Genomic DNA, 23,144 nt, shown 5'->3' with positions numbered 1-23,144 from the left:
AATAGGAACACGGGTCGGGGCAATGGTGGGCGATGTAGGGATTGAACCTACGACCCCACCCGTGTGAAGGGTGTGCTCTCCCGCTGAGCTAATCGCCCGAGGGCGCGCGTATAGGACAGGCCGGCGCAGGCGTCAACCGGCAGCCAGCTTCTCCAGCGCCTGGGGCAGGGCGTCGAACCTTTCGATCACGGCCTCGGCCCCCAGCTCGCTCGCGGGCGTCGCGGTGTAGCCCCAGCTCACCAGCACCGCCGGCAGGCCGGCGCCGTGGGCAGCTTCGACGTCGTGGATGGAATCGCCGATCATGACGGCCCGGCCGGGGGTGCTGCCCATGCGCGCGACCAGCATCAGGATGTGGCGCGGGTCGGGCTTGCGGACTGGAAAGGTGTCGGCACCGGCGAGGTCGGCGATCGGCGGCATCAGCCTGAGATGCTCCAGGATCATCCGCGACGGCCGCTCGAACTTGTTGGTGCAGACCCCCTGCTTGAGGCCCAGGTGGGCGAAGCGGGCGACCACGTCGGCGACGCCGGGGAAGGCGCTGGTGTTGCTGATCGGGTCGGCCTCGTAATAGCGCACGAATTCGCGGGTCACGGCGCTCAGCGTGTCGTCGTCGAGCGCCTTGCCGTGCTTGGCGAAAGCCTTGGCCATAGTGACCTTGCTGCCCTGACCCATGAAGATGCGCACGTCGTCCTCGGTGACGGCCGGCAAACCATGGTCGGCGAGCACGTTGCTCACCGCCACCTGCATGTCCTTGGCGCTGTCGATCAGGGTGCCGTCGAGATCGTAGATCACGGTGTCGAAGCGGCTGGCGATGAGGTTTTTGGCGTTCGAATTCATGGATTACTTCCTTAGCACATCTTGCCGGACGACCAGCGCCGTGGCATCCGACAACTCATGAAAGCACCCATCGCCGCGGTCGTCCTGGCAGCCGGCGCCGGCACGCGCATGAAATCGTCGCTACCGAAAGTCCTCCACCAGGTGGCCGGCAAGCCGATGTTGCGCCATGTCCTGGACAGTGTCGCACGGCTGAAGCCGGCGCGGGTCGTGGGTGTGGTCGCGCCCGGGGCCGACCAGGTCGCGGCGGCCTTCGCCCCGCATCCGACGGTGATCCAGCACGAGACTCTCGGCACCGGCGATGCGACCAGGGTCGCGCTGCCCGCGCTCGAAGGCCATGGCGGGCCGGTGCTGGTGGTCTATGCCGATTCGCCGCTGCTGACGACCGAGAGCCTGGACCGGCTGGTGCAGGCCTGCCACCGCGAGAAGGCCGCCGTCGGCGTGCTGGGCTTTCGGGCGCGCGATCCGTCGCCCTACGGACGGCTGATCGTGACCGGCGGTGAGCTCGAGAAGATCGTCGAAAGCAAGGATGCAAATCCGGTGGAAAAGGCGATCGATTTCGTCAATTCCGGTGTGATGTGCCTCGATGGATCGCTAGCCGCCGAACTGCTGGGCGCGATCCGCAACGACAACCTGAAGGGTGAATTCTACCTCACCGACGCGGTCGGCATCGCGCGTGCCAGGGGGCATCGCGCAATCGCCGTCGAAGGCGTGGAAGAGGAGTTCCAGGGGGTGAACTCGCGCGCCGAGCTGGCCGTCGCGGAGCGCACCTTTCAGAACCGCCTGCGCGCCGCCGCGATGGCGGCGGGCGTCACCATGGCCGATCCCGACACGGTCTGGCTGTCGGCCGACACGAAGTTTGCGCCCGACGTCACGCTCGGCCCCAATGTGCGCTTCGGACCCGGCGTGACGGTGGCCTCGAACGTGCGCATCAATGCGTTCTGCGACATCGAGGGCGCGACGATCGGCAAGGGCGCGATCATCGGCCCGTTCGCCCGCATCCGCCCCGGCTCGGACGTTGCCGAAGACGCCCATGTCGGCAATTTCGTCGAGCTGAAGGCCACGAAGATGGGGCGCGGCGCCAAGGCCAACCATCTCGCCTATCTCGGAGATTCGGAGATCGGCGCGGGCAGCAACATCGGCGCCGGCACGATCTTCGTGAACTACGACGGCTACGGCAAGCATCGCACGCTGGTCGGCCCCGATGCCTTCGTAGGGTCGAACACCTCGCTGATCGCCCCGGTAAAGATCGGCAAGGGCGCCAACGTCACCGCCGGCAGCGTGATCACCAAGGACGTCCCGGCCGACGCGTTGGCGTTTGGCCGCGCCCGCCAGCTGACAAAGGAGGGGCGCGCCGCGAGCCTCCGGGCGAGACTGAAGGAACAGGCGTCGGCGGCCAAGCAAGCGAAGGGAAAATAGTTTCCATGTGCGGAATCATCGGAATCATCGGCACGACGCCGGTCACCCCGCTGCTGATCGATGCGCTGAAGCGCCTGGAGTATCGCGGCTATGATTCGGCTGGCGTCGCCACCCTGATAAACGGCCACATCGACCGTCGGCGGGCCGAAGGCAAGCTGGTCAACCTGGAGACCCGGCTGGACCGTGAGCCGCTGAGTGGCACGATCGGCATCGGCCACACGCGCTGGGCGACGCACGGAAAGCCGTCGGAGCGCAACGCTCATCCGATCGCCACTGACCGGGTGGCGGTCGTGCACAACGGCATCATCGAGAATTTTCAGGAGCTCAAGGACGAGCTTGTGGCCGAGGGCCGGCGCTTCGACAGCGATACCGACACCGAGGTCGTGGCCCAGCTCCTGACCTCGATGCTCGAGCGTCAGATGACGCCCGAGGATGCCATGGCCAAGACGATGGCACGGCTGCGCGGCGCCTTCGCGCTGGTCGCACTGTTCAGCGGCCGCCACGACATCCTGATGGCCGCCCGCCGCGGCAGCTCGCTCGCCGTCGGATACGGCGATGGTGGGATGTATGTCGGCACCGACGCGCTGGCGCTTGCACCCTTCACCAAGCGGGTGAGCTACCTCGAGGACGACGACTGGGTCGTCCTCAAGGCAGACGGCTGCAAGGTCTACCAGGGTACCACCGAAGTGACGCGCGAGATTCGCCAGAGCGGTATCTCTGGGGCGATGATGGGCAAGGGCAATCATCGCCATTTCATGCTCAAGGAGATCCACGAGCAGCCGGCGGTGATCGGCGACACGCTGCAGAGCTATCTCGATCCGGCCACGCGCGCGGTGACCTTGCCGGCCCTGCCGTTCGACTGGAACAAGGTCAGCAAGCTCACCATCACCGGCTGCGGCACGGCCTGCTACGCCGGTCTGGTCGCGAAATACTGGTTCGAGAGCCTGGCTCGCCTGCCGGTCGAGGTCGAGGTCGCGTCCGAGCTGCGCTACCGCGAGCCGCCGCTGCCAGAGGGCGGCGTCTGCATCGCCGTGTCGCAGTCGGGCGAGACGGTCGATACTCTGGCCGCGATCCGCTACGCCAAGGCCAACGGCCAGACGCTGCTGGCCGTGGTCAACGTGCCCGAGAGCGCCATCGCCCGTGAATCGCACGTCGTGCTGCCGACCCTCGCCGGCCCGGAGATCGGCGTAGCCTCGACCAAGGCCTTCACAACCCAGTTGACCGTGCTGCTCGTCGCGGCGATCGCCGCGGGCCGTGCGCGCGGAACGCTGAGCGAGGCCGACGAGCGGCGGCTCGCCCTCGCGCTGATCGAGCTTCCGGCGCATGTCAACGAGGCGCTCAACATGGAGGGCATTTATCGCCGCATTTCCGAGGAGATCCTCGCCCCGGCCCGCGACGTGCTCTATCTCGGCCGTGGCTCGTCGTTTCCGATCGCCCTCGAGGGCGCGCTGAAGCTCAAGGAGATCTCCTATATCCACGCCGAAGGCTATGCCGGCGGCGAGATGAAGCACGGACCGATCGCGCTGATCGACGAGTTCGTGCCGGTTGTCGTGGTGGCGCCGACCGACCCGCTGTTCGACAAGACCGCGTCGAACTTCGAGCAGGTCAAGGCGCGCGGTGGCCGGCTGATCCTGATGAGCGATGCTGCCGGCGTGGCGCGGCTCGGCGCGCAGGCCCTCGCGTCGATCACGATGCCGCCCGTCGATCCGGTGATCGCGCCGATCCTCTATACGATTCCGGTGCAGCTGCTGGCCTATTATACCGCCGTCGCCAAGGGCACCGACGTCGATCAGCCGCGCAATCTCGCGAAGAGCGTGACTGTCGAATAGCTCTTCCCCCGAATCGCGAGCGCCCGGCTCGCGGTTCGGACGAGCATGAGAAGAGGGCTTAGCGCGTGCCCTGGGGCAGGCCGGGAGCGAGGCCCTGCGGCTGGGCGGGCGCCGGTCCCGGCGGGCGCGCCTGAGCCGGAGCGGGGCGCGGCTGCTGCGCGGGCTGCAGCGACTGGACGATCGCCCGGACTTTGGCCTGCTCGGCTTCTCCGGCCTTCTTGAACTCTTCCTCGTTCAGGAAGCGGTCCTTGTTCAGGTCCATGCGCAGGAACTGACTGACCGCGAAGGCCGTCAGCTCGACGCGATCGAGCATATTGTCCTTGTTGGCGTCGATCTCGGCGAACTTGCGCATCGCGATCTGGCGGCGCAGCTCGAACGGCGGCAGGCCCTGCGCCTGCGGCCCGTCGGCCGGGCCGGCGAGCGTGGTGTATTCCTGCGCGCTGACCTTGCCGTCGTTGTTCTTGTCGAGCTGGTCGGCGCTGCGCAGCTGCAAGTCGATGAAGTCGTTGAGCGCGACCAGTCCCTGGCGGCGACGGGCCTGCTCCTCGCGGCGCGCCTGCTCTTCGCGGCGCAGCGTGCCCTGCATCACCAGCCGCACCTCGGGCTCGGTGATCTTGTTGTCGCGATCCATGTCGTACTGGTTGAATTCCGCGTGCACGAGCGCCTCGGCCTCGCCACGCTCGACGAAACCGTCGCGATTGGTGTCGAGGTTTTGGAACTCAGTCCGGGCGCGAGCGCGCCGTTCCTCGAGGGGCGACACGTTCGGTCCGTCGGGGGTGAAGGGCGGCTCGGCGACCTTGAGGAATTCCTCGATCGTGAGCTTGCCGTCCTTGTTGGCATCGAGTTCCACGAACGTCTTCATGCGGTACGTCAGGAAATCGGGCCGGCTGACCTCGCCCTTCTTCGCCGTATCGATCTCGCTGAACCAGAACGGCAGCGGGATTGGAACGTTCGCGGCGGGGGCCGCCGGCGCGGGCGTGGGGGCCACTGCGGCAGGCGGCGTTGGCGGTGCCTGGACGGGTGTCGCCGGAGCGCGATTGGACGGCCATCCCTGGGTTGGCGGTGTTTGAGCTGCGGCGGGAAACGAGAGAGCGGCTGCGGCAAACAGGATGGGTCGAAGGAAGCGATGCATCGGCAGCAGGTCCGCGATCTTTGAGGGGGATTTCCTATCGGCGGCAATACGTTGCGTGTCAACGTCGGGTCTGACGGTCATCGTGCGGCGCAATCACGCCAAATTCATGACACGCCCGCCATTTGAGTTGCGTCCTCCGGCACAATGAGCCATCGTGCAACGTGTGCAGGCCTCGAAGAAGGGCCGCAAGTAGTTGGGAGGCAAGGGTAATTTCGCGGCGGTGGTATGTTGATTGATGCCCGCCGCGAAACCGACGTGACCATGGCAAATCAGTCCTCATCCACCGCTCCGCCCCTGCTGAGCGTCCGCAACGTCTCGGTTCGCTTTGGCGGCATCGTGGCGCTCGATGGCGTCACTTTCGATGTCTTTCCCGGCCAGATCGCCGGCCTGATCGGGCCCAACGGTGCCGGCAAGACGACGCTCTTCAACTGCCTGAGCCGTCTCTACACGCCGAACGGCGGCGACGTGCTGTTCGAAGGCAAGACCATCCTCAATCGCCCGCGCCACGCCATCCCGTATATCGGCATTGGCCGCACGTTCCAGAACGTGGCGCTGTTCGACCGCATGTCGGTGCTCGACAACGTCAAGGTCGGCTGCCACAGCCGCAGCAGCACGAGCTTCTTCGACAATGCAATCCGCCTGGGCAAGGTCGAGGAGGAGGAGCAGCGCATCACCCGGCGCTCGCTCGAGCTGATCGAATTCATGGATCTCGTGCCCTTCACACACGCCTTGGCCGGCCCGCTGCCGTTTCCGATCCGCAAGCGGGTCGAACTGGCGCGTGCGCTCGCCTCCAGCCCCAAGCTGCTGTTGCTCGACGAACCGGCGGCCGGCCTGAACCACGAGGAGATCGAGACCCTCAAGGGCCAGATCAAGCGTGTACGCGATACCCAGCACGTCACCGTGCTGCTGGTCGAGCATCATATGAGCCTCGTCATGTCGGTGTCGGACAAGGTGGTCGCGATCGACTTCGGCAAGAAGATCGCCGACGGCACGCCGGCCCAGGTCCAGCGCGACCCCGAGGTGATCCGCGCCTATCTGGGGACCTCGTGATGCCGTCGCTGCTGGAAGTAAAGGGATTGAAGGCGTTCTACGGCCAGACGCAGTCGCTGTATGACGTCGGCTTCGAGATCCCCGAGGGCGGTATCACCACGCTGCTCGGCGCCAACGGTGCCGGCAAGACGACGACGCTGCGCGCGATCTGCAACATGGTGCGCACCGAGGGCTCGGTTCGCTTCGCCGGCAAGGACCTGGTCGGCATGGCGACCGAGGAGATCGTTCGCCTGCGGATCGCCCACGTGCCCGAAGGACGCGGCACGTTCACGACGCTGACGGTCGACGAGAACATGCGCATCGCGGCCTACACCCGCCGGGACAGGTCCGCGGTCGCGGCCGAGCGCGAACGGGTCTTCAGCTATTTTCCGCGCCTCAAGGAGCGGGTCCAGCAGCAGGCCGGCACGCTGTCGGGCGGCGAGCAGCAGATGCTGGCGATCGCCCGTGCGCTGATGCTGAAGCCGCGGCTGATGCTGCTCGACGAGCCGTCGTTCGGCCTGGCTCCGCTGATCGTGCTCGAGATCTTCCGCATCCTGCGCCGGATCAACGAGGAGGAGGGCGTGAGCATCCTGCTCGTCGAGCAGAACGCGGCGCTGGCTCTCGACCTGGCCAGCCATGCCTATGTGCTGGAAACCGGCAAGGTCGTGATGTCGGGGCCGTCCGAAGTCGTCAAGAACGACGAGAACGTGCGTAAGTCGTACCTGGGTTACTGAGGCAGACATGGAACAGTTCCTCCAGCAGCTCGCATCGGGCCTTGCCAACGGTGCCATCTATGCCTGCGTGGCGCTTGCGCTGGTCATGATTTACGTCTCGACCGACCACATCAATTTCGCCCAGGGCGAGATGGCGATGTTCAGCACGTACCTCGCCTGGCAGCTGATGAATTGGGGCGTGGGTTTCTGGGGCGCCTTCATCCTCGCCGTGCTGATCTCGTTCATGCTGGGCGTTGCGATCGAGCGCGCCATCTTGCGACCTTTGCACAATGCGCCGGTGCTCTCCGTCATCGTGGTGTTCATCGGCCTGCTGGCGATCTGCAATTCGGTGGCAGGGGCGATCTGGAGCTACCTGATCAAGGAATTTCCCTCGCCGTTCCCCAAGTCGAGCTTCGGCATCGCCGGCGTGATCGGGCCCCATCAGCTCGGCGTCGTGCTGGTCACCCTGATCGTGCTGACGCTGCTGTTCGTCTTCTTCCGCTTCACGCCGCTCGGCCTGGCCATGCGCGCGGCGGCGCAGAACCCGCAGATGGCCCGGCTGGTCGGCGTGAGGGTTGACTGGATGCTGGCGCTGGGCTGGGGCCTCGCGGCATCGGTCGGCGCCGTAGCCGGCATCATGGTGGCTCACATCGTATATCTCGACCCCAACATGATGGGCGGCATCCTTCTCTATGCCTTCGCCGGGGCTCTCGTCGGCGGCATCGGCAATCCGGGCGGCGCGGTCCTCGGCGGCTTCATCGTCGGTGTGCTCGAGAACATGGTGGCCTTCGCCGGCAACCAGATCGAGAAGGCGACGGGCATCTACATCATCGGCAACGGCGAGAAGCTCACGGTGGCGCTGATCATCGTGATCTTCGTGCTGACCGTGAAGCCGGCCGGCCTGTTCGGCCGCGTCGTCGTGAAGAGGGTTTGAGATGCCGGCCTTTCCCAAGAAGTGGGCGCTGCTGATCATCGTGCTTGCGGTGGTCATTCCGCTGCTGCAGCCGCTGATTCCCGGTTTGGTGTCGGACTACCGGCTGTTCCTGGTGAGCACGATGATCATCGCGGCGATCGCGGTGCTGGGGCTCAACTTGCTGACTGGCTTCAACGGCCAGATCTCCCTCGGCCACGGCGCCTTCTACGCTGTCGGCGCCTATGCGGCCGCGATCCTGATGGATCAGGCCGGCGTGCCGTATTGGGCCACCGTGCCGGCGGCCGGCATGATCTGCTTCATCGTCGGCTATCTGTTCGGATTGCCCGCGCTCAAGCTCGAGGGCCATTACCTCGCGCTCGCCACCTTCGCGCTGGCCTTGGCGGTGCCGCAGATCCTGAAATACAAATGGCTCGAGGGGTTGACGGGCGGGGTGCAGGGCATCGTGCTCAACAAGCCCGAGGTGCCGTTCGGGCTGCCGCTGTCGGAAGACCAATGGCTCTATTTCTACTGCCTGATCGTGATGATCATCCTGTATTGGGCGGCCAACAACATCCTGAACAGCCGCAGCGGCCGCGCCATGATGGCGATCCGCGATTACCCGATCGCGGCCGACACGATGGGCATCGACACCGCCCTCTACAAGACGGTCACGTTCGGCATCAGCGCAGCCTATACCGGCATTGCCGGAGCGCTGTCGGCGTCGGCCATCGCCTTCGTGGCACCCGACAGCTTCAACATCTTCCTGTCGATCAAGTTTCTCATCGGGCTCGTGGTCGGCGGCATCGGCTCGCTGGCCGGTTCGGTGGTCGGCGGCATCTTCTATGTGCTGGTCGATAACTCCGCCCAGGCGCTTTCGACCTTCGTCAAGAACGATCTCGGCCTCCAGTTCGACCTGTCGGCCTACACCGTGTTCGGCATCCTGCTGATCGTGCTGATGTACCTGATGCCGATGGGCATCGTCGGTGGCGTCTACATCATGTTCCGTCGGCTCCAGCGCCTCGGTCGCGGCAACATGGCTGCCGGCACGGCGACGACGCGGGCCGCCGAAGCCGGCAAGCGTCCCTAGGCTTCCTTTCCACCCGATTTGCGACGCGTGAGGGTAGTGCATGGAGTGATCTCGTACTGGGAGGATGAACATGAAGAAGACTAGCAGACGTACCTTCGTGGCCGGCGTATCGGCTGCGGCGGTGATTACGGGTAACCGCGTAGCGTTCTCGCAAAAGAAGTACGACGACGGGGCAAGCGACACCGAGATCAAGATCGGTCACACCAACCCCTATAGTGGTCCAGCGTCCGCGTACGGCGTCATCGGCAAGACCATCCAGGCCTACTGGAAGACCGTGAACGAGGCCGGCGGCATCAATGGCCGCAAGGTCAATTTCATCACCTACGACGACGGTTACAGCCCGCCCAAGACGGTGGAGCTGATCCGCCAGCTCGTCGAGCAGGACAAGGTGCTGTGCACCTTCAACACGCTCGGCACGCCGACCAACACGGCGATCCACAAGTACATGAACCAGAAAAAGGTGCCGATGCTGTTCGTCGCCACCGGTGCGTCGAAGTGGGGCAAGCCCAAGGAATTCCCGTGGACGATGGGCTACCAGCCCGACTACCACACCGAGGCGGTGATCTACGCCAAGCATCTGCTGGCCAACGTCAAGGACGCCAAGATCGGCGTGCTGATGCAGAACGACGACTACGGCAAGGACTACTGGGAGGGCTTCAAGGAGGGCCTCGGCAAGGAGGCCAGCCGGGTATCAAAGCATGTCAGCTACGAGGTCACCGATCCGACCGTCGACAGCCAGGTGATCCAGCTGAAGGACTCCGGCGCCAACGTCTTCTTCAACATCGCGACCCCGAAGTTCGCCGCCCAGGCGATGCGGAAGGCGGGCGATATCGGCTGGAAGCCGGTGATCTATCTCAACAACGTCTCCTCGAGCGTCGCCTCGACGATGAAGCCCGCGGGCTTCGACAATGTGCAGGGTGTGCTCACCGCGCAATACCTGATGGACCCGACCGACAAGCAGTGGGACGGCCACGACGACATGAAGGGTTGGGTCGAGTGGATGAAGAAGAGCAACCCGACCGCCAGCCTTCAGGACGCGTCCAACGTCTTTGCCTATTCGGTCGCCACGCTGATGCACGAGACGCTGAAGAAGTGCGGCGATAACCTGACGCGCGAGAACGTCATGAAGCAGGCGGCGAACTTCCAGAAATTCCGGCTGCGGATGCTGCTGCCCGGCATCACCGTGAGCACCAGCCCGACCGACTACTACCCGATCCAGGCCGTCCAGCTTTCGCGCTTCAAGGGCGAAACCTGGGAACTGTTCGGCGACGTCATGCACGCCGAGAGCACCTGACGGGAGGACACACGGTGAAGACGAACAGGCGTACCTTCGTGGGGGGCGGCGCGGCCGCCCTCCTGACCGGCTCCACGGTCGCCGTCGCGCAGAAAAAGTACGACGACGGCGCATCGGACACCGAGATCAAGATCGGCAACACCAACCCGTACAGCGGCCCGGCCTCCGCCTATGCCGCCATCGGCAAGACGATCGATACCTATTTCAAGAGCGTCAACGAAGCCGGCGGAATCAACGGGCGCAAGATCAGGTTCATCTCGCTGGACGACGGCTACGTGCCGTCCAAGACTGTCGAGATCGTCCGCCAGTTGGTCGAGCAGGACAAGATCTTCGCGCTTTTCCAGCCGCTCGGCACGCCGTGCAACACGGCGATCCACAAGTACATGAATACGAAGAAGGTGCCGCAGCTCTTCGTCGCGACGGGTGCCTCGAAATGGGGCGATCCCAAGAATTTCCCATGGACCATGGGGTATCAGCCCGACTACCACACCGAGGCGGTGATCTACGCCAAGCACATCCTGGCAAACATCAAGGATGCAAAGATCGGCGTGCTCCATCAGAACGACGATTACGGCCGCGACTATCTCGGGGGATTCAAGGAGGGCCTGGGCAAGGAGGTGGGGCGGATCGTCAAGATCGTCACCTTCGAGGCGACCGATCCGACGGTCGACAGCCAGATCATCCAGCTCAAGGACTCCGGCGCCAACGTGTTCTTCAACGTTTCCGGACCGAAGGCCGCGGCACAGGGCATCCGCAAGGCAGCCGATATCGGCTGGAAGCCGGTACATTATCTCAACAACGTCTCGGTTTCCGTGGCTGCCGTGATGAAGCCTGCCGGCTTCGACAATGCGCAAGGCATCATCACCGCGTCCTACCTGATGGACGCCACCGACAAGCAGTGGCAGGCCAACGACGAGATGAAGACGTGGAGCGCCTGGATGGACAAGTGGATGCCGGGCGCCAACAAGGCGGACGCCAACCACATCTACGCCTATGGCGTCAGCTACCTGATGACCGAGGCCTTGAAGCGCTGCGGCAACGAGCTAACGCGCGCCAACCTGATGAAGCAGGCGGCGGGCTTCCGGAAGTTCCGCGTCCCGCTGCTGCTGCCCGGCATCACCGTCAGCACCAGTCCGACCGATTTCTACCCCATCCAGGCCGTGCAGCTTCAACGCTTCAAGGGCGAGACCTGGGAGCTTTTCGGCGAGGTGATGCACGCCGAAAGCAGCTGATGTCGATGGCCGGAACCGGCTGTTTCACACAAAAAATGGACAGGCCGCCGGAAATCTGGCGGCCTTCCCATTTGTGTCTTTTCACCGCCGTGTTTTCAGGGGAAAAGCTCGCCACCTGTTACATAGGAGGTGACATCAGTGACTACGAGTAGGCGTACGTTTATCGGCGGCATGTCGGCCGTCGCTTTGTCGGGTAGCGCTGCGTTCGCGCAAAAGAAGTACGATAACGGCGCGACGGACGCCGAGATCAAGATCGGCCACGCCGGTCCCTACAGCGGCCCTGCCTCGGCCTATGGCGTGATCGGCAAGACGATCGAGGCGTACTGGAAGAGCGTCAACGACGCCGGTGGCATCAACGGCCGCAAGGTCAATTTCATCACACTGGATGACGGCTACAATCCGGCCAAGACCGTCGAGGTGGTGCGCCAGCTGGTCGAGCAGGAGAAGGTGCTGTGCCTCTTCAACACGCTCGGCACGCCGTCGAACACGGCCATCCAGAAGTACATGAACCAGAAGAAGGTGCCGCAGCTCTACGTCGCCACCGGCGCATCGAAGTGGGGCAAGCCCAAGGAGTTCCCGTGGACGATGGGCTACCAGCCCGACTACCACACCGAGGGCGCGATCTACGCCAAGCACATGCTGGCCAACGTCAAGGACGCCAAGGTCGGCATCCTGATGCAGAACGACGACTTCGGTAAGGACTACGTCGAAGGCTTCAAGGACGGCCTCGGCAAGGACAATGCGAAGATGATCGTCAAGCTCGCCACCTACGAGGTGACCGATCCGACGGTCGACAGCCAGGTCATCCAGCTCAAGGATTCCGGCGCCAACGTCTTCCTGAACATCTCCACGCCGAAGTTCGCCGCGCAGGCGATCCGCAAGGCCGCCGACATCGGCTGGAAGCCGGCGCACTACCTGACCAACGTGTCGGCCTCGATCGCGGCGGTCATGAAGCCGGCCGGCTACGAGAACAGCCAGGGCATCATCACCGCCTATTACCTGATCGATCCTCTCGACAAGCAGTTCGTCGATCTGCCCGAGGTGAAGACCTGGACGGCGTGGATGGACAAGTACATGGCGCAGGCCAACAAGGGCGACGCCAACTACGTCTATGGTTACACCGTGTCGTACCTGATGCACGAGACGCTGAAGAAGTGCGGCGACACGCTGACCCACGAGAACGTCATGAAGCAGGCGACGAACTTCCAGAAGTTCCGCGTGCCCATGCTGCTGCCGGGCATCACTGTCAGCACGAGCCCGACCGACTTCTACCCGATCCAGTCGGTTCAGCTCGCCACCTTCAAGAACGAGGGCTGGGCGCTGTTCGGCAACGTCATGTCGGCCGAAGGCTCCTGATTTCCGCTTCGGTCGTGGAGAAAGGAAAGGCCGCCGGTTTCGGCGGCCTTTCTCTTTTAGGCAACGCCGGATTGCCCTACGCTTGTCTCGCGTAACGAACAAAAACGGAGGAAGCGTTGAATACCAACAGGCGTGGTTTCTTGGGGGCCGTTTCGACGGCTGCCCTTCTGTCGGCGTCCGGAGCGGCGTTCGGTCAGAAAAAGTATGACGATGGCGCGACCGACAAGGAGATCAAGATCGGGCACTTCTGTCCCTATAGCGGCCCGGCGTCGGCCTACGGCGTGATCGGCCAGGCCCATCAGGTCTTCTGGAAGATGGTCAACGAAACCGGTGGTATCAACGGCCGCAAGATCAACTTTGTCACGCTCGACGACGGCTACAACCCGTCGAAGTCGGTCGAGGTGACGCGGCAGTTGGTCGAGCAGGAGAAAGTGCTCTGCCTGTTCAACACGCTCGGCACCCCAACCAACACGGCGATCCACAAGTACGTCAACCAGAAGAAGGTCCCGCACCTCTACGTCTCGACCGGAGCGTCAAAGTGGGGAGATCCCAAGAATTTCCCTTGGACCATGGGCTTCCAGCCCGACTACCACACCGAGGGCGTGATCTACGCCAAGCACATCGTGGCCAACGTCAAGGATCCGAAGATCGCCGTGCTGATGCAGAACGACGACTACGGCAAGGACTATTACGGCGGCTTTCGCGAGGGATTGGGCAAGGATGCCGACAAGCTGATCGTCAAGCACGTGACCTACGAGACGACTGACCCGACCGTCGATAGCCAGGTCATCCAGCTCAAGGACTCCGGCGCCAATGTCTTCTTCAACATTGCCATTCCCAAGTTCGCCGCGCAGGCGATCCGCAAGGCCGGCGATCTCGGCTGGAAGCCGGCGCAGTATCTCAACAACGTGTCGGCCTCGGTCGCCTCGACCATGAAGCCGGCCGGTTTCGAGAACAGCCAGGGCATTATCACCGCGGCCTACCTGATGGATCCCACCGACAAGCAATGGGACGGCCACGACGACATGAAGGCGTGGCGCGCGTACATGACCAAGTATATGCCGCAGGCCAACCAGTCCGACGCCAATTACATCTTCGCCTACTCGGTGGCGACGATGATGAAGCGCACGCTCGAGAAGTGCGGCGACCTGCTGACGCGCGAGAACGTCATGAAGCAGGCGGCCAGCTTCAGGGGCGAGAAGATCCCCCTGGTGCTGCCTGGCATCACGATCAGCACCAGCGCGACCGACTTCTACCCGATTCAGGCGGTCCAACTCGCGACCTTCAAGACCGACACCTGGGAGCTGTTCGGCGACGTCATGCACGCCGAAAGCTCCTGAGGGATTACGTCCAATCACCGCTCGAGGCGGGCGCGATCGGCCGGCGGGCGCTGTAGCGCCTGCCGGCATTCGGCGGCGTCCGTGCGGCCGTCCTTGTCGGTATCGCAGCGGGCGAAATTGCGATCGGCCTGGCTCATGAACTCGGCCTTGCTGATGGTGCCGTCGCGATCGGCATCCATGCGACTGAAGAAGGCATCCTGCCGCTCGAGCGTCCGGTCGGTCGGCAGGACCATCCCTGACGCCTGCCGTGCGCGCGCGAACAGCTCGTCCTTGCTGAGCTTGCCGTCCTTGTCGGTGTCGAGCTGCTTGAAGCGCGCTTCCTGGCCGGCCGTCCATTCGCTACGGTCGACGAGGCCATCCTTGTTGGTATCGTAGCGCATGATGCCCGAATTTGAGGCGCGAGCCGGGCGCGGCGCGGCCGTCTCGTCGCCGGGAGCGGCGAGGGCCGGCGCAGCGGTGAGCAGGATCAGGATCGATGGTAGGATCGTTCTGGCAATCACGAGGTTCTCCTTTAGGTTGTATCGGTTACCGATTACACACGCACCGGTTCCCTTACCGGCGCGTTTAAGGGCCGATATAGTCCGAGGCGGGTCCAAAATGTGGCCGTGTTGAGGTTTTGTTCTCTCTGAGGATCGCGTCATGGCATTCGACTACGACCTGTTCGTCATCGGCGCCGGATCGGGTGGCGTCCGCGCCTCGCGCATTGCGGCGACACACGGCGCAAGGGTCGGCATCTGCGAGGACTACCGCGTCGGCGGGACCTGCGTGATCCGCGGCTGCGTGCCGAAGAAGCTCCTGATGTACGGCTCGAAGTACGCGCACGAGTTCGAGGACTCCGCGGCCTACGGCTGGACGCTCGAGCCGCCCAAGCACACCTGGTCGACCCTGCGCGACAACGTGAACAAGGAAGTCGATCGCCTGAATGCGGTCTATCTCCGGCTGCTCGACAGCGCCGGCGTGAAGCTGCACATGGGCCGCGGACGGCTGATGGATCGCCACACCGTCCAGGTCGGCACTGAGCAGATCACCGCCGAGAAGATCCTGGTGTGCACCGGCGGCCGTCCCGAGATGCCGCCCATCCCGGGGCATGAATTCGCGATCACCTCGAACGAGGCGTTCCACCTGCCCGATCCGCTGCCCAAGCGGGTGACGATCGTGGGCGGCGGCTACATCGCCGTCGAGTTCGCCGGCATCTTCCATGGGCTCGGCTGCGAGGTCGATATCGTGATCCGGCGAGACCGCGTGCTGCGCGGTTTCGACGAGGAGTGCCGCACCTTCGTGCACGAAGCCCTGAAGGCGAGCGGCATCAGGATGCGGACCGAGACGGAGATCGAGCGCATCATGCCTACCGACGGCAAGGCGCCGTACCGGCTGTGCACGCCGCTCGGCGGCATGTTCGAGACCGATCTGGTGATGTATGCGACCGGTCGCGTGCCCAACACGGCGGGCATCGGGTTGGAGAAGGTCGGCGTACAGCTCGACAAGGTGGGGGCGATCGCCGTCGATGAATGGTCGAGGACCACGGTCGAGAACATCTGGGCCGTCGGCGACGTCACCGACCGCATCAACCTCACGCCCGTCGCCCTCATGGAAGGTCACTGTTTCGCCGACACCGAGTTCGGCAACAGGCCGCGCAAGGCCGATCATCGCAACGTAGCGTCGGCGGTGTTCTGTCAGCCGGAGATGGCCAATGTCGGCCTGACCGAGGAGGAGGCACGCCAGACTCTGGGCGAGCTCCGTGTCTATGCCTCGGCCTTCACGCCGATGAAGTACACGCTGGCCGGCCGCAAGCAGCGCAGCTTCATGAAGCTGATCGTCGAAGCCGCCACCGACCGGGTCGTCGGTTGCCACATGGTGGGCGACGACGCGGCCGAGCTGATCCAGGGACTTGCAGTCGCAGTGAAGGCAGGCGCCACCAAGGCGCAGTTCGATGCGACAGTCGGAATTCACCCCACTGCGGGCGAGGAATTCGTCACGATGCGGACACCGCGACCCGAACCGACAGCCAAAAGGGCAGCTGCCGAGTAGGCTCGTCCGGCTGGCCTTTTATCCACACCGCGTATAGGTTCACGCCCCCGGCCAGCCTGAAGGGCGGCGGGTGGAGGAGGAGTAGATGACCGCGATTCAGGGCGCATCCCGGACGGCGCCGAAGGCGCAGTCGCGCAGCACGAGCGCCGCCGATTGGACCCCGACCAGCTGGCGCGGCAAGCCGGCGCAGCAGATGCCGGTCTATCCGGACGCGACGACCCTGGCCGGAGCCGAGGCGCGCCTGCGCCGCTATCCCCCGCTGGTCTTCGCCGGCGAGGCGCGCAAGCTCAAGACGGCGCTTGCCAAGGTTGCCAATGGCGAGGCTTTCCTGCTGCAGGGCGGCGATTGCGCCGAGAGCTTCGCCGATTTCACGGCGAACAACATCCGTGACACGTTCCGCGTGCTGCTGCAGATGGCCGTCGTTCTGACCTACGGCGCCGGCGTGCCGGTGGTGAAGGTCGGCCGTATGGCCGGCCAGTTCGCCAAGCCGCGCTCGTCGAACGTCGAGAAGATCGGCGGCGTCGAGTTGCCGTCCTACCGCGGCGACAACGTCAACGGCTTCGAGTTCACGCCGGAAGCGCGCGTTCCCGATCCGGAGCGCATGGTCCAAGCCTACAACCAGTCGGCCGCCACGCTCAACCTGCTGCGCGCCTTCGCTCAGGGCGGCTATGCCGATCTGCACGAGGTCAACCGCTGGAACCTCGACTTCGTGCGCAGCTCGCCTGCGTCCGAGAAGTACGAGGACCTGGCCGCACGGCTCGACGAGACGCTGAACTTCATGGCCGCCTGCGGGCTGAACTCGGCGACCACGCCGCAGATCGCCGAGACCGACTTCTTCACCAGCCACGAGGCGCTGCTGCTGCCCTACGAGGAGGCGCTGACCCGCGTCGATTCGACTTCGGGCGACTGGTACGACTGCTCGGCGCACATGCTGTGGATCGGCGACCGGACGCGCCAGACCGACGGGGCGCATGTCGAGTTCCTGCGCGGCGTGCACAATCCGCTTGGCTTCAAGTGCGGCCCGTCGCTCTCGACCGATGACACGCTGAAGCTGATCGACGGGCTGAACCCCAACAATGAGCCCGGCCGCATCGTCATGATCGTGCGAATGGGCGCCGAACACGTCGCGACCAAGCTGCCGCCGCTGGTGCGGGCGGTGAAGCGGGCCGGCAAGTCGGTGGTGTGGTCCTGCGATCCCATGCACGGCAACACGGTGACCGCCTCGAACGGCCGCAAGACGCGCGATTTCGACAACATCCTGCGCGAGGTGAAGGCGTTCTTCGAAGTGCATCGCGCCGAGGGAACCCACCCCGGCGGCGTACATTTCGAGATGACCGGCCAGGAGGTCACCGAGTGCATCGGCGGCGCGACCGACATCACGGTCGACCAGCTGAACGAGCGCTACGAGACGCAGTGCGATCCCCGCCTCAACGCCAGCCAGGCGCTGGAGCTTGCGTTCCTGCTGGCCGAGCAGCTCAAGGCGGAGCGCCTGTCTGTGCAGAGGGCGCGTCCGGCCGCGTAGACCGGACGCGAACAGGCGCCCAGGAGCGCGAGGGCCGGGGAGGGCCGATGACGCACCCAAGCAATGGCGAGATAGAGCGCTACACCGATCACTACTTCAACCGCACCAAGCGGGTGATCGGCAAGTTCGGCGATACCCGTGTGACCTATGCCGTCTTCATGCGCCGGCCCGTGGTGTTCGCGCCGCGGCTCGCGCTGCAGTGGCTCGAGGACACCGGCCGCGATCGCAACACCGCTGTGGAGGTCGACAAGCGCTACATCGAGGGCAAGTGGGTCGGCGCGGGCGAGCCCATGATGTACATCACCGGCTCGTTCTTCCATCTCGTCGACCTCGAGACGATCTTCCTGCAGAAGCTCGGTCCGGCGTGCGTCGCGGCTTACAACGCCTGGACGATGTGCGCCGACATGCCGAACACGGCTTTCCTGGCGATGGATGCGCGGCATTGTGCCGGACAGGAAATGGCCGAGATGATGGCCTACGCCGCCTCGGTCGGCTCCGCCCGCGCCAAGCGCAAGGTCGGCGCGGTCGGCTTCATCGGCAATGCCACTCATGCCACGGCGCACTTTTTCGGCCGCGACCAGGGCCTCGGCACCATGCCGCATGCCCTGGTCGGCTACGCCGGTTCGACGCTGCGCGCCGCCGAGATGTTCCACGAGACTTTTCCCGGTGAGCCGATGACCGTGCTGGTCGACTACTTCGCCAGGGAGATCTCCGATTCGCTGGAGGTGTGCCGGCGTTTTCCCGATCTCGCAGCCAAGGGGATGCTGTCCTTCCGACTCGACACGACGGGTGGGCGCTACGTCGAGGGCCTCGACCCGGCGACGTCGTACGCTGTGCTGGAGCGCTATTCGCCCGAGTCGATCCGCGGCTATCGCAGCGAGGAGGAGCTTCGCTATCTCGTCGGCACTGGGGTTTCGGCGGCGGCGATCTTCCATCTGCGGGCGGAACTGGACAAGGCGGGGTTCAACGAAACCAGGATCGTGGCGTCTTCGGGCTTCGGCCCTGCCAAGTGCCGCATCATGGCGGAGGCGAAGGCGCCGATCGACGTGGTCGGCACGGGCTCTTTCCTGCCGTCGAACTGGACGGAGACCTACGCCACCGCCGACATCGTCGAGTACGACGGCGTGAAGCGGGTAAAGATCGGCCGCGAGTTCCTCCACCGCGGCCGTCCGAATGGTGCAGGCGCGCCGTTGTAGCTGGGCGCAGCGGGCGCGGCGAACGAAGGAGACATTGATGCTCAAGCTCTACTACGCGCCGGGTGCGTGCTCGACGGCGTCGCATATCGGCCTCGAGGAGAGCGGCGCCAAGTTCGAGGGGCAGGCGCTGTCTTTCGCCAAGAATGAGCAGAAGGCGCCAGAGTACCTGAAGGTCAATCCGCGAGGGCGCGTGCCTGCGCTCGTGACCGACGAAGGCGCGATCGTCGAAAACACAGCGATCCTCGACTATGTTGCCGCCGTGCATGCGCCGCAGCTCATGCCGACCGATCCGGTGCGGCGCGCCCGCGCGCTCTCGCTGATGGCTTGGTTCTCCAACAACGTCCATCCGGCCTTCACCCATATTAGCCGGCCCGAGCGCTTCGCGACCGACCCGTCGGTGTTTGATCATCTCAAGGCGACCGGTCGCGAGAACTTCCACGCGGCGCTGAAGGAGATCGACGGCCTTTTCGTCGGCAAGCAATGGATCCTCGGCGACACGTTCAGCGTGGTCGACGGCTATGCACTGGTGTTCTACGGCTGGGGCAAGCGCATCGGCCTGCCGGTCGAGGAGTTGAAGAACTACACGGCCTGGAAGGACCGCATGCTGGCGCGGCCGGCGGTGCGACGCGTGCTGGAGCGCGAGCGGAACGTCCTTGTCGCCGCGTAAGCGGGGATCGGACACGCGGCGACAGCCGAGCGAGCCAGAGCCGGCGGCATGTGCCGCCACCTGCGAGAAATAATGCGTTCAGCCTTTCCCATCTATCTGGTCGGCCTCGGCACGTGGTTCGTCCCGCTCGGCATCCAGATGGTGCTGTTTTCCTGGCTGGCCGCCATCGTCCTGCATATGGACGCGTTCTCTGTCGGCATCGCCCAGGTGGCGCTCATGGCGCCCGGCATCCTGTTCCTGCCGATGGGCGGGCTGGTCGCCGACCGCGGCAACGCGCGCCGGCTGCTGCTGCTCTACCATCTGCTTTACGCCGTGCCTCCGCTGGTGCTGGGCGCCGTGCTGGCGATGGGCGGCCTCAGCTACCCGCTGCTGATCGCCTACGGCCTCGCCGCGGGATCGATCGGCGCCTTCGCCGTGCCGACGCGCGACGCGCTGCTGCCTTACGTGGCGTCGGGTAATCTGCCGCGGGCCGTGGCGCTCGCGACGGCGCTGCAATTCGTCGGCCAGCTGATCGGCATCGCCTGTGCCTCTCAGGCCGACCGCGTCGGCGCCCTGCCGCTGCTGGCCGGTCATGCGGCGCTCGTGCTGCTGGGCGCGATCGCTGTCTGGATGTTGCCAGATCCGCCGCCACACCCTCCCGCGCAGCATCCGAGCTTCTGGCGCAGCATCGCCGACGGCATTGCCGAAGCCGCGCGCTCCGAGCAGATCTGGCCCGTGCTGCTCCTCAACTTCGGCATCGGTGTCTTTTATGTTGGGCCGTTCATGGCGGTGCTGCCGCTCGTCGTGCGCGACATCTACCACGGCGGCGCTGCCGAGATCGCCTATGTGAACCTGGCGTTCTGGGCCGGCACCATCGTCGCCGCCTTCGCCTTTGCCGGACTGGCGCGCAACCTGACGCGGCGCGGCCGCCTCGTCGTGTGCGCCGTCTCGGTCGGCGCGATCATCCTGTTCTGCATGGCGCTGCAGCCGCCTTTCCTGCTGCTGAATGCGCTCTGCTTCCTCTGGGGACTGGGCGCCGGCATCACCCTCACACAGGGGCGCACCGTGCTGCAGATCGTGGCGCCGCCGACCCACCGCGCGCGGCTGCTGGCGCTGTTCCAGCTCGGCCTCGGCGGCGGCGGCCCGATCGGCGCCTTCATCGCCGGCACGCTGGCCTCCGTTCTGGGGCTCAAGCTCGCCATGGTGCTGCCGGCGCTGGCAATGGTCGTGCTGATCGGCACAGTGCTGGCCTTCTCTCGCGTCTGGATGATGCGCACGGTGGAGAAGCCGGCCTGATTTTCGCCGGGAGCGCGGCTCTCCAGAACCGCTCATGATTTGGAGCGGGTCTGGAGACCCGCTCTCCCATCAAGACCATGAGGACGCTTTCGCGTCTACCGACCGGCCGCGTGTGGCAGCACCTCGGCCCGGAGCCAGTTGCCGAATTCGACGGTCCTGATCTTGGGATCGAGCACGTCGGCATGCAGGCCGTACTTCCAGGCGAGATCCTTGCGTGCTGCGTCCTGCGTGACGCTGCGGAAGTCCGAGACGATCATGTCCACTTCGCCTTCCGACATCGCCAGTCCCTCGTCAAGATGGCGCTGGGCGCGCAGCGCAATGATCGCCGCGACCGCGCCGAAGTCGAACTCCGGATGGTACTGCACGCCCCAGAAGCTCTTGCCGCCCTCGCGGATCGCCATCGCCTGGACCCGGCTGACCGCGTTCGAGGCCAGCAGCTCCGCGCCGGCAGGCAGCGTCGCGACCTCGTCCTCGTGGCTGCACAGTGCGTCGAAGGGGCCGAGCTTGCCATCGAAGAGCGCGTGGCGGCGGCCGGCCTCGGTCGGTGCGATGCGACGCGCCACGCCGATCTCGCGGCCGTTCGGATTGAGATGCACCGTGCCGCCCAGCGCAGCCGTCATGAGCTGCAGTCCCCAGCACGAGCCGAAGGCCGGTACACCGGCCTGCCAGATGGCGCCGGCCAGATCGAGCTGCTCGCGAATCGTCGGCTGCTCGAGGCGATAGACGTTGAGCGGCGAGCCGGAGAGCCAGGCGCCGTCGAAATCGCCGAGCTGCACTCCCTGTGGCAGGTCCTCGCCATCGCCGATGTTGAGCGTGAAGGTCTCCAGCGACTGCCCGGGCGGCAGATGGCGGGAGGCCGCAGCGATGAACTGTTCGTCGTAGGGACGACTGCCCAGAGCCGCCAGCCTCTGCAGCAGCGAGTCGTGGGTGCAATTGACGATGAGCAGGCGCGGCATGATCGGCCGGATCGTAGAGCTGCTTTCAGCCAAGTAAAGCTGCACAGCGCCGTTTTGCCCGAGATCGGATATGTCCCGGAAGGCAGGCTACTCCGCCGCGGCGCGGCAGCCGAGGCCCAGAGACTGCCAGACGTCCTGCATCGCCGCGACCAGCCGGGTCATGTGCTCGTCGGAATGGAGCGGTGTCGGTGTCAGGCGCAGCCTCTCGGTCCCGCGCGGGACGGTCGGATAGTTGATCGGCTGCACGTAGATGGCGTGACGGTCCATCAGCAGGTCGCTCGCCTGCTTGGCGAGGGCGGCGTCGCCCACGAAAACCGGCACGATATGGGTCGTCGACGGCATGACGGGTAGGCCGGCCGCGGCCAGGCGCCGCTTCAACGTTGCCGCCCGCTCCTGGTGGCGGGTGCGCAACTCGGGATGGGCGCGGACAAACTGGATGCTGGCGAGCGAGCCGGCGGCGATGGCGGGCGGCATCGAGGTCGAGAAGATGAAGCCCGCGCCGCACGAGCGCACGAAATCGACGGTGGCCGCGGTCGAGGCGATGTAGCCGCCGACCACGCCGAACGCCTTGGCGAGCGTGCCCTGCACGATGTCGACCTTGTCGAGCACACCGTCGCGCTCGGCCACGCCGCCGCCCTGCGCACCGTACATGCCCACGGCATGGACCTCGTCGAGGTAGGCGAGCGCGCCGTAGCGGTGGGCGAGATCGCACAGCTCGCCGATCGGCGCGACGTCGCCATCCATCGAGTATACCGATTCGAAGGCGACGATCTTTGGCCTCGCCGGATCGGCGGCGGCCAGCAGTTCATCGAGATGGGCCACGTCATTGTGCCGGAAGATCCGGCGCACGGCGCCGGAATGGCGGATGCCGGCGATCATCGAGGCGTGGTTGAAAGCGTCGGAATAGATCTCGCAGCCGGGCAGCAAGGCGCCGAGCGTCTGCAGGGTCGTCTCGTTGGCGACATAGCCCGAGGTGAAGACCAGGGCAGATTCCTTGCCGTGCAATGACGCGAGCTCGCGCTCCAGCGCCACGTGCAGCGTGTTGGTGCCGGAGATGTTGCGCGTGCCGCCGGCGCCCGATCCCTGCGCACCGACGGCGGCCTGCATGGCCTCGACCACCACCGCGTGCTGGCCCATGGCGAGATAGTCGTTGCTGCACCACACCGTCACGTCGCGCGCCGCTTCGCCCTCGCGATGGAAGCGGGCTCGGGGAAAGGCACCGACGACGCGCTCCAGCTCGGCGAAGACGCGATAACGGCCCTCGTCGTGCAGGCGGCGCAAATGTCCCGAGAAGAATGCCTCGTAGTCCATCTTGATCCTGTACC

Annotated in this window: 20 protein-coding genes and 1 tRNA gene; 15 read left to right on the top strand and 6 right to left on the bottom strand. The window is 65.2% G+C overall.

Features of this window, described 5'->3' with window-relative positions; all coding sequences use genetic code 11:
• Nucleotides 1–23 precede the first annotated feature (23 nt).
• Together ACQY8M_RS31020 and ACQY8M_RS31015 are read right to left on the bottom strand one after the other, a co-directional pair.
• Nucleotides 24–98 (bottom strand) — tRNA-Val (locus ACQY8M_RS31020).
• A gap of 34 nt (nt 99–132) precedes the next feature.
• Complete coding sequence (locus tag ACQY8M_RS31015) at nt 133–834, bottom strand: HAD-IA family hydrolase (protein WP_428664285.1); 702 nt, start codon at nt 832–834, stop codon at nt 133–135.
• A 57-nt stretch (nt 835–891) separates the two neighbouring features.
• Here ACQY8M_RS31015 and glmU point away from each other — a divergent pair, with 57 nt between their 5' ends.
• Together glmU and glmS are read left to right on the top strand one after the other, a co-directional pair.
• Nucleotides 892–2,250 carry a bifunctional UDP-N-acetylglucosamine diphosphorylase/glucosamine-1-phosphate N-acetyltransferase GlmU gene (glmU, locus tag ACQY8M_RS31010; RefSeq protein WP_428664282.1) on the top strand — a complete coding sequence of 453 codons (1,359 nt, stop codon included), beginning with the start codon at nt 892–894 and terminating at the stop codon, nt 2,248–2,250.
• A gap of 5 nt (nt 2,251–2,255) precedes the next feature.
• Nucleotides 2,256–4,079: a glutamine--fructose-6-phosphate transaminase (isomerizing) gene (gene glmS / locus ACQY8M_RS31005; protein ID WP_428664279.1), complete on the top strand. Its 1,824-nt coding sequence runs from the start codon at nt 2,256–2,258 to the stop codon at nt 4,077–4,079.
• 58 nt (nt 4,080–4,137) lie between these two features.
• On the opposite strand, the gene ACQY8M_RS31000 is transcribed toward glmS, so the two are convergent.
• Nucleotides 4,138–5,067 (bottom strand): EF-hand domain-containing protein, encoded by a 930-nt coding sequence (locus ACQY8M_RS31000; RefSeq protein ID WP_428664276.1) that lies wholly within the window; start codon nt 5,065–5,067, stop codon nt 4,138–4,140.
• A 405-nt stretch (nt 5,068–5,472) separates the two neighbouring features.
• On the opposite strand from ACQY8M_RS31000, the gene ACQY8M_RS30995 reads away from it, so the two are divergent.
• The 8 genes from ACQY8M_RS30995 (at nt 5,473) to ACQY8M_RS30960 (ending at nt 14,175) form a co-directional block, all read left to right on the top strand.
• Nucleotides 5,473–6,261, top strand: coding sequence for an ABC transporter ATP-binding protein (locus ACQY8M_RS30995; RefSeq protein WP_428675549.1), 789 nt, complete (start codon nt 5,473–5,475; stop codon nt 6,259–6,261).
• Complete coding sequence (locus tag ACQY8M_RS30990; protein WP_428664273.1) at nt 6,261–6,974, top strand: ABC transporter ATP-binding protein; 714 nt, start codon at nt 6,261–6,263, stop codon at nt 6,972–6,974. Before ACQY8M_RS30995 ends, ACQY8M_RS30990 begins: the two co-directional genes overlap by 1 nt.
• 7 nt (nt 6,975–6,981) lie before the next feature.
• Nucleotides 6,982–7,887 (top strand): branched-chain amino acid ABC transporter permease, encoded by a 906-nt coding sequence (locus ACQY8M_RS30985; protein WP_428664271.1) that lies wholly within the window; start codon nt 6,982–6,984, stop codon nt 7,885–7,887.
• Between the two features lies 1 nt (nt 7,888).
• Entirely contained in the window at nt 7,889–8,953 is a 1,065-nt protein-coding gene (locus ACQY8M_RS30980) for a branched-chain amino acid ABC transporter permease (RefSeq protein WP_428664268.1), read from the top strand.
• A gap of 70 nt (nt 8,954–9,023) precedes the next feature.
• Complete coding sequence (locus ACQY8M_RS30975; RefSeq protein ID WP_428664266.1) at nt 9,024–10,247, top strand: ABC transporter substrate-binding protein; 1,224 nt, start codon at nt 9,024–9,026, stop codon at nt 10,245–10,247.
• A gap of 14 nt (nt 10,248–10,261) precedes the next feature.
• Nucleotides 10,262–11,479 carry an ABC transporter substrate-binding protein gene (locus ACQY8M_RS30970; RefSeq protein ID WP_428664264.1) on the top strand — a complete coding sequence of 406 codons (1,218 nt, stop codon included), beginning with the start codon at nt 10,262–10,264 and terminating at the stop codon, nt 11,477–11,479.
• A 129-nt stretch (nt 11,480–11,608) separates the two neighbouring features.
• Nucleotides 11,609–12,835 (top strand): ABC transporter substrate-binding protein, encoded by a 1,227-nt coding sequence (locus tag ACQY8M_RS30965; protein ID WP_428664262.1) that lies wholly within the window; start codon nt 11,609–11,611, stop codon nt 12,833–12,835.
• A 116-nt stretch (nt 12,836–12,951) separates the two neighbouring features.
• Nucleotides 12,952–14,175 carry an ABC transporter substrate-binding protein gene (locus tag ACQY8M_RS30960; RefSeq protein ID WP_428664259.1) on the top strand — a complete coding sequence of 408 codons (1,224 nt, stop codon included), beginning with the start codon at nt 12,952–12,954 and terminating at the stop codon, nt 14,173–14,175.
• A gap of 14 nt (nt 14,176–14,189) precedes the next feature.
• Here ACQY8M_RS30960 and ACQY8M_RS30955 read toward each other — a convergent pair whose 3' ends face one another.
• On the bottom strand, nt 14,190–14,675 hold the full coding sequence (locus ACQY8M_RS30955; protein WP_428664257.1) for an EF-hand domain-containing protein: 486 nt from the start codon (nt 14,673–14,675) through the stop codon (nt 14,190–14,192).
• Between the two features lie 139 nt (nt 14,676–14,814).
• Between ACQY8M_RS30955 and gor the strand changes: the two genes are divergently transcribed.
• The 5 genes from gor (at nt 14,815) to ACQY8M_RS30930 (ending at nt 20,863) form a co-directional block, all read left to right on the top strand.
• The gene (gor, locus tag ACQY8M_RS30950) at nt 14,815–16,203 is read left to right on the top strand and encodes a glutathione-disulfide reductase (RefSeq protein ID WP_428664255.1); all 1,389 of its coding nucleotides are present in this window, start codon (nt 14,815–14,817) and stop codon (nt 16,201–16,203) included.
• A 193-nt stretch (nt 16,204–16,396) separates the two neighbouring features.
• On the top strand, nt 16,397–17,725 hold the full coding sequence (locus tag ACQY8M_RS30945; RefSeq protein WP_428675547.1) for a class II 3-deoxy-7-phosphoheptulonate synthase: 1,329 nt from the start codon (nt 16,397–16,399) through the stop codon (nt 17,723–17,725).
• A gap of 47 nt (nt 17,726–17,772) precedes the next feature.
• Entirely contained in the window at nt 17,773–18,921 is a 1,149-nt protein-coding gene (locus ACQY8M_RS30940) for a hypothetical protein (protein ID WP_428664254.1), read from the top strand.
• Nucleotides 18,922–18,958: 37 nt separating this feature from the next.
• Complete coding sequence (locus ACQY8M_RS30935; protein WP_428664251.1) at nt 18,959–19,588, top strand: glutathione S-transferase family protein; 630 nt, start codon at nt 18,959–18,961, stop codon at nt 19,586–19,588.
• A gap of 72 nt (nt 19,589–19,660) precedes the next feature.
• A complete protein-coding gene (locus ACQY8M_RS30930) occupies nt 19,661–20,863 on the top strand; it encodes an MFS transporter (RefSeq protein ID WP_428664249.1) in 1,203 nt (400 codons plus the stop codon).
• 95 nt (nt 20,864–20,958) lie between these two features.
• Here ACQY8M_RS30930 and ACQY8M_RS30925 read toward each other — a convergent pair whose 3' ends face one another.
• Together ACQY8M_RS30925 and hemA are read right to left on the bottom strand one after the other, a co-directional pair.
• On the bottom strand, nt 20,959–21,819 hold the full coding sequence (locus tag ACQY8M_RS30925) for a type 1 glutamine amidotransferase (protein ID WP_428664246.1): 861 nt from the start codon (nt 21,817–21,819) through the stop codon (nt 20,959–20,961).
• A gap of 87 nt (nt 21,820–21,906) precedes the next feature.
• The gene (gene hemA / locus ACQY8M_RS30920) at nt 21,907–23,130 is read right to left on the bottom strand and encodes a 5-aminolevulinate synthase (RefSeq protein ID WP_428664243.1); all 1,224 of its coding nucleotides are present in this window, start codon (nt 23,128–23,130) and stop codon (nt 21,907–21,909) included.
• Nucleotides 23,131–23,144: the final 14 nt, after the last annotated feature.

This window comes from Reyranella sp. (genome assembly GCF_965279465.1).
GTDB lineage: Bacteria > Pseudomonadota > Alphaproteobacteria > Reyranellales > Reyranellaceae > Reyranella.
The sequence above is the reverse complement of the archived record's forward strand: the minus strand, read 5'-3'. Positions and strand labels throughout refer to the sequence as shown.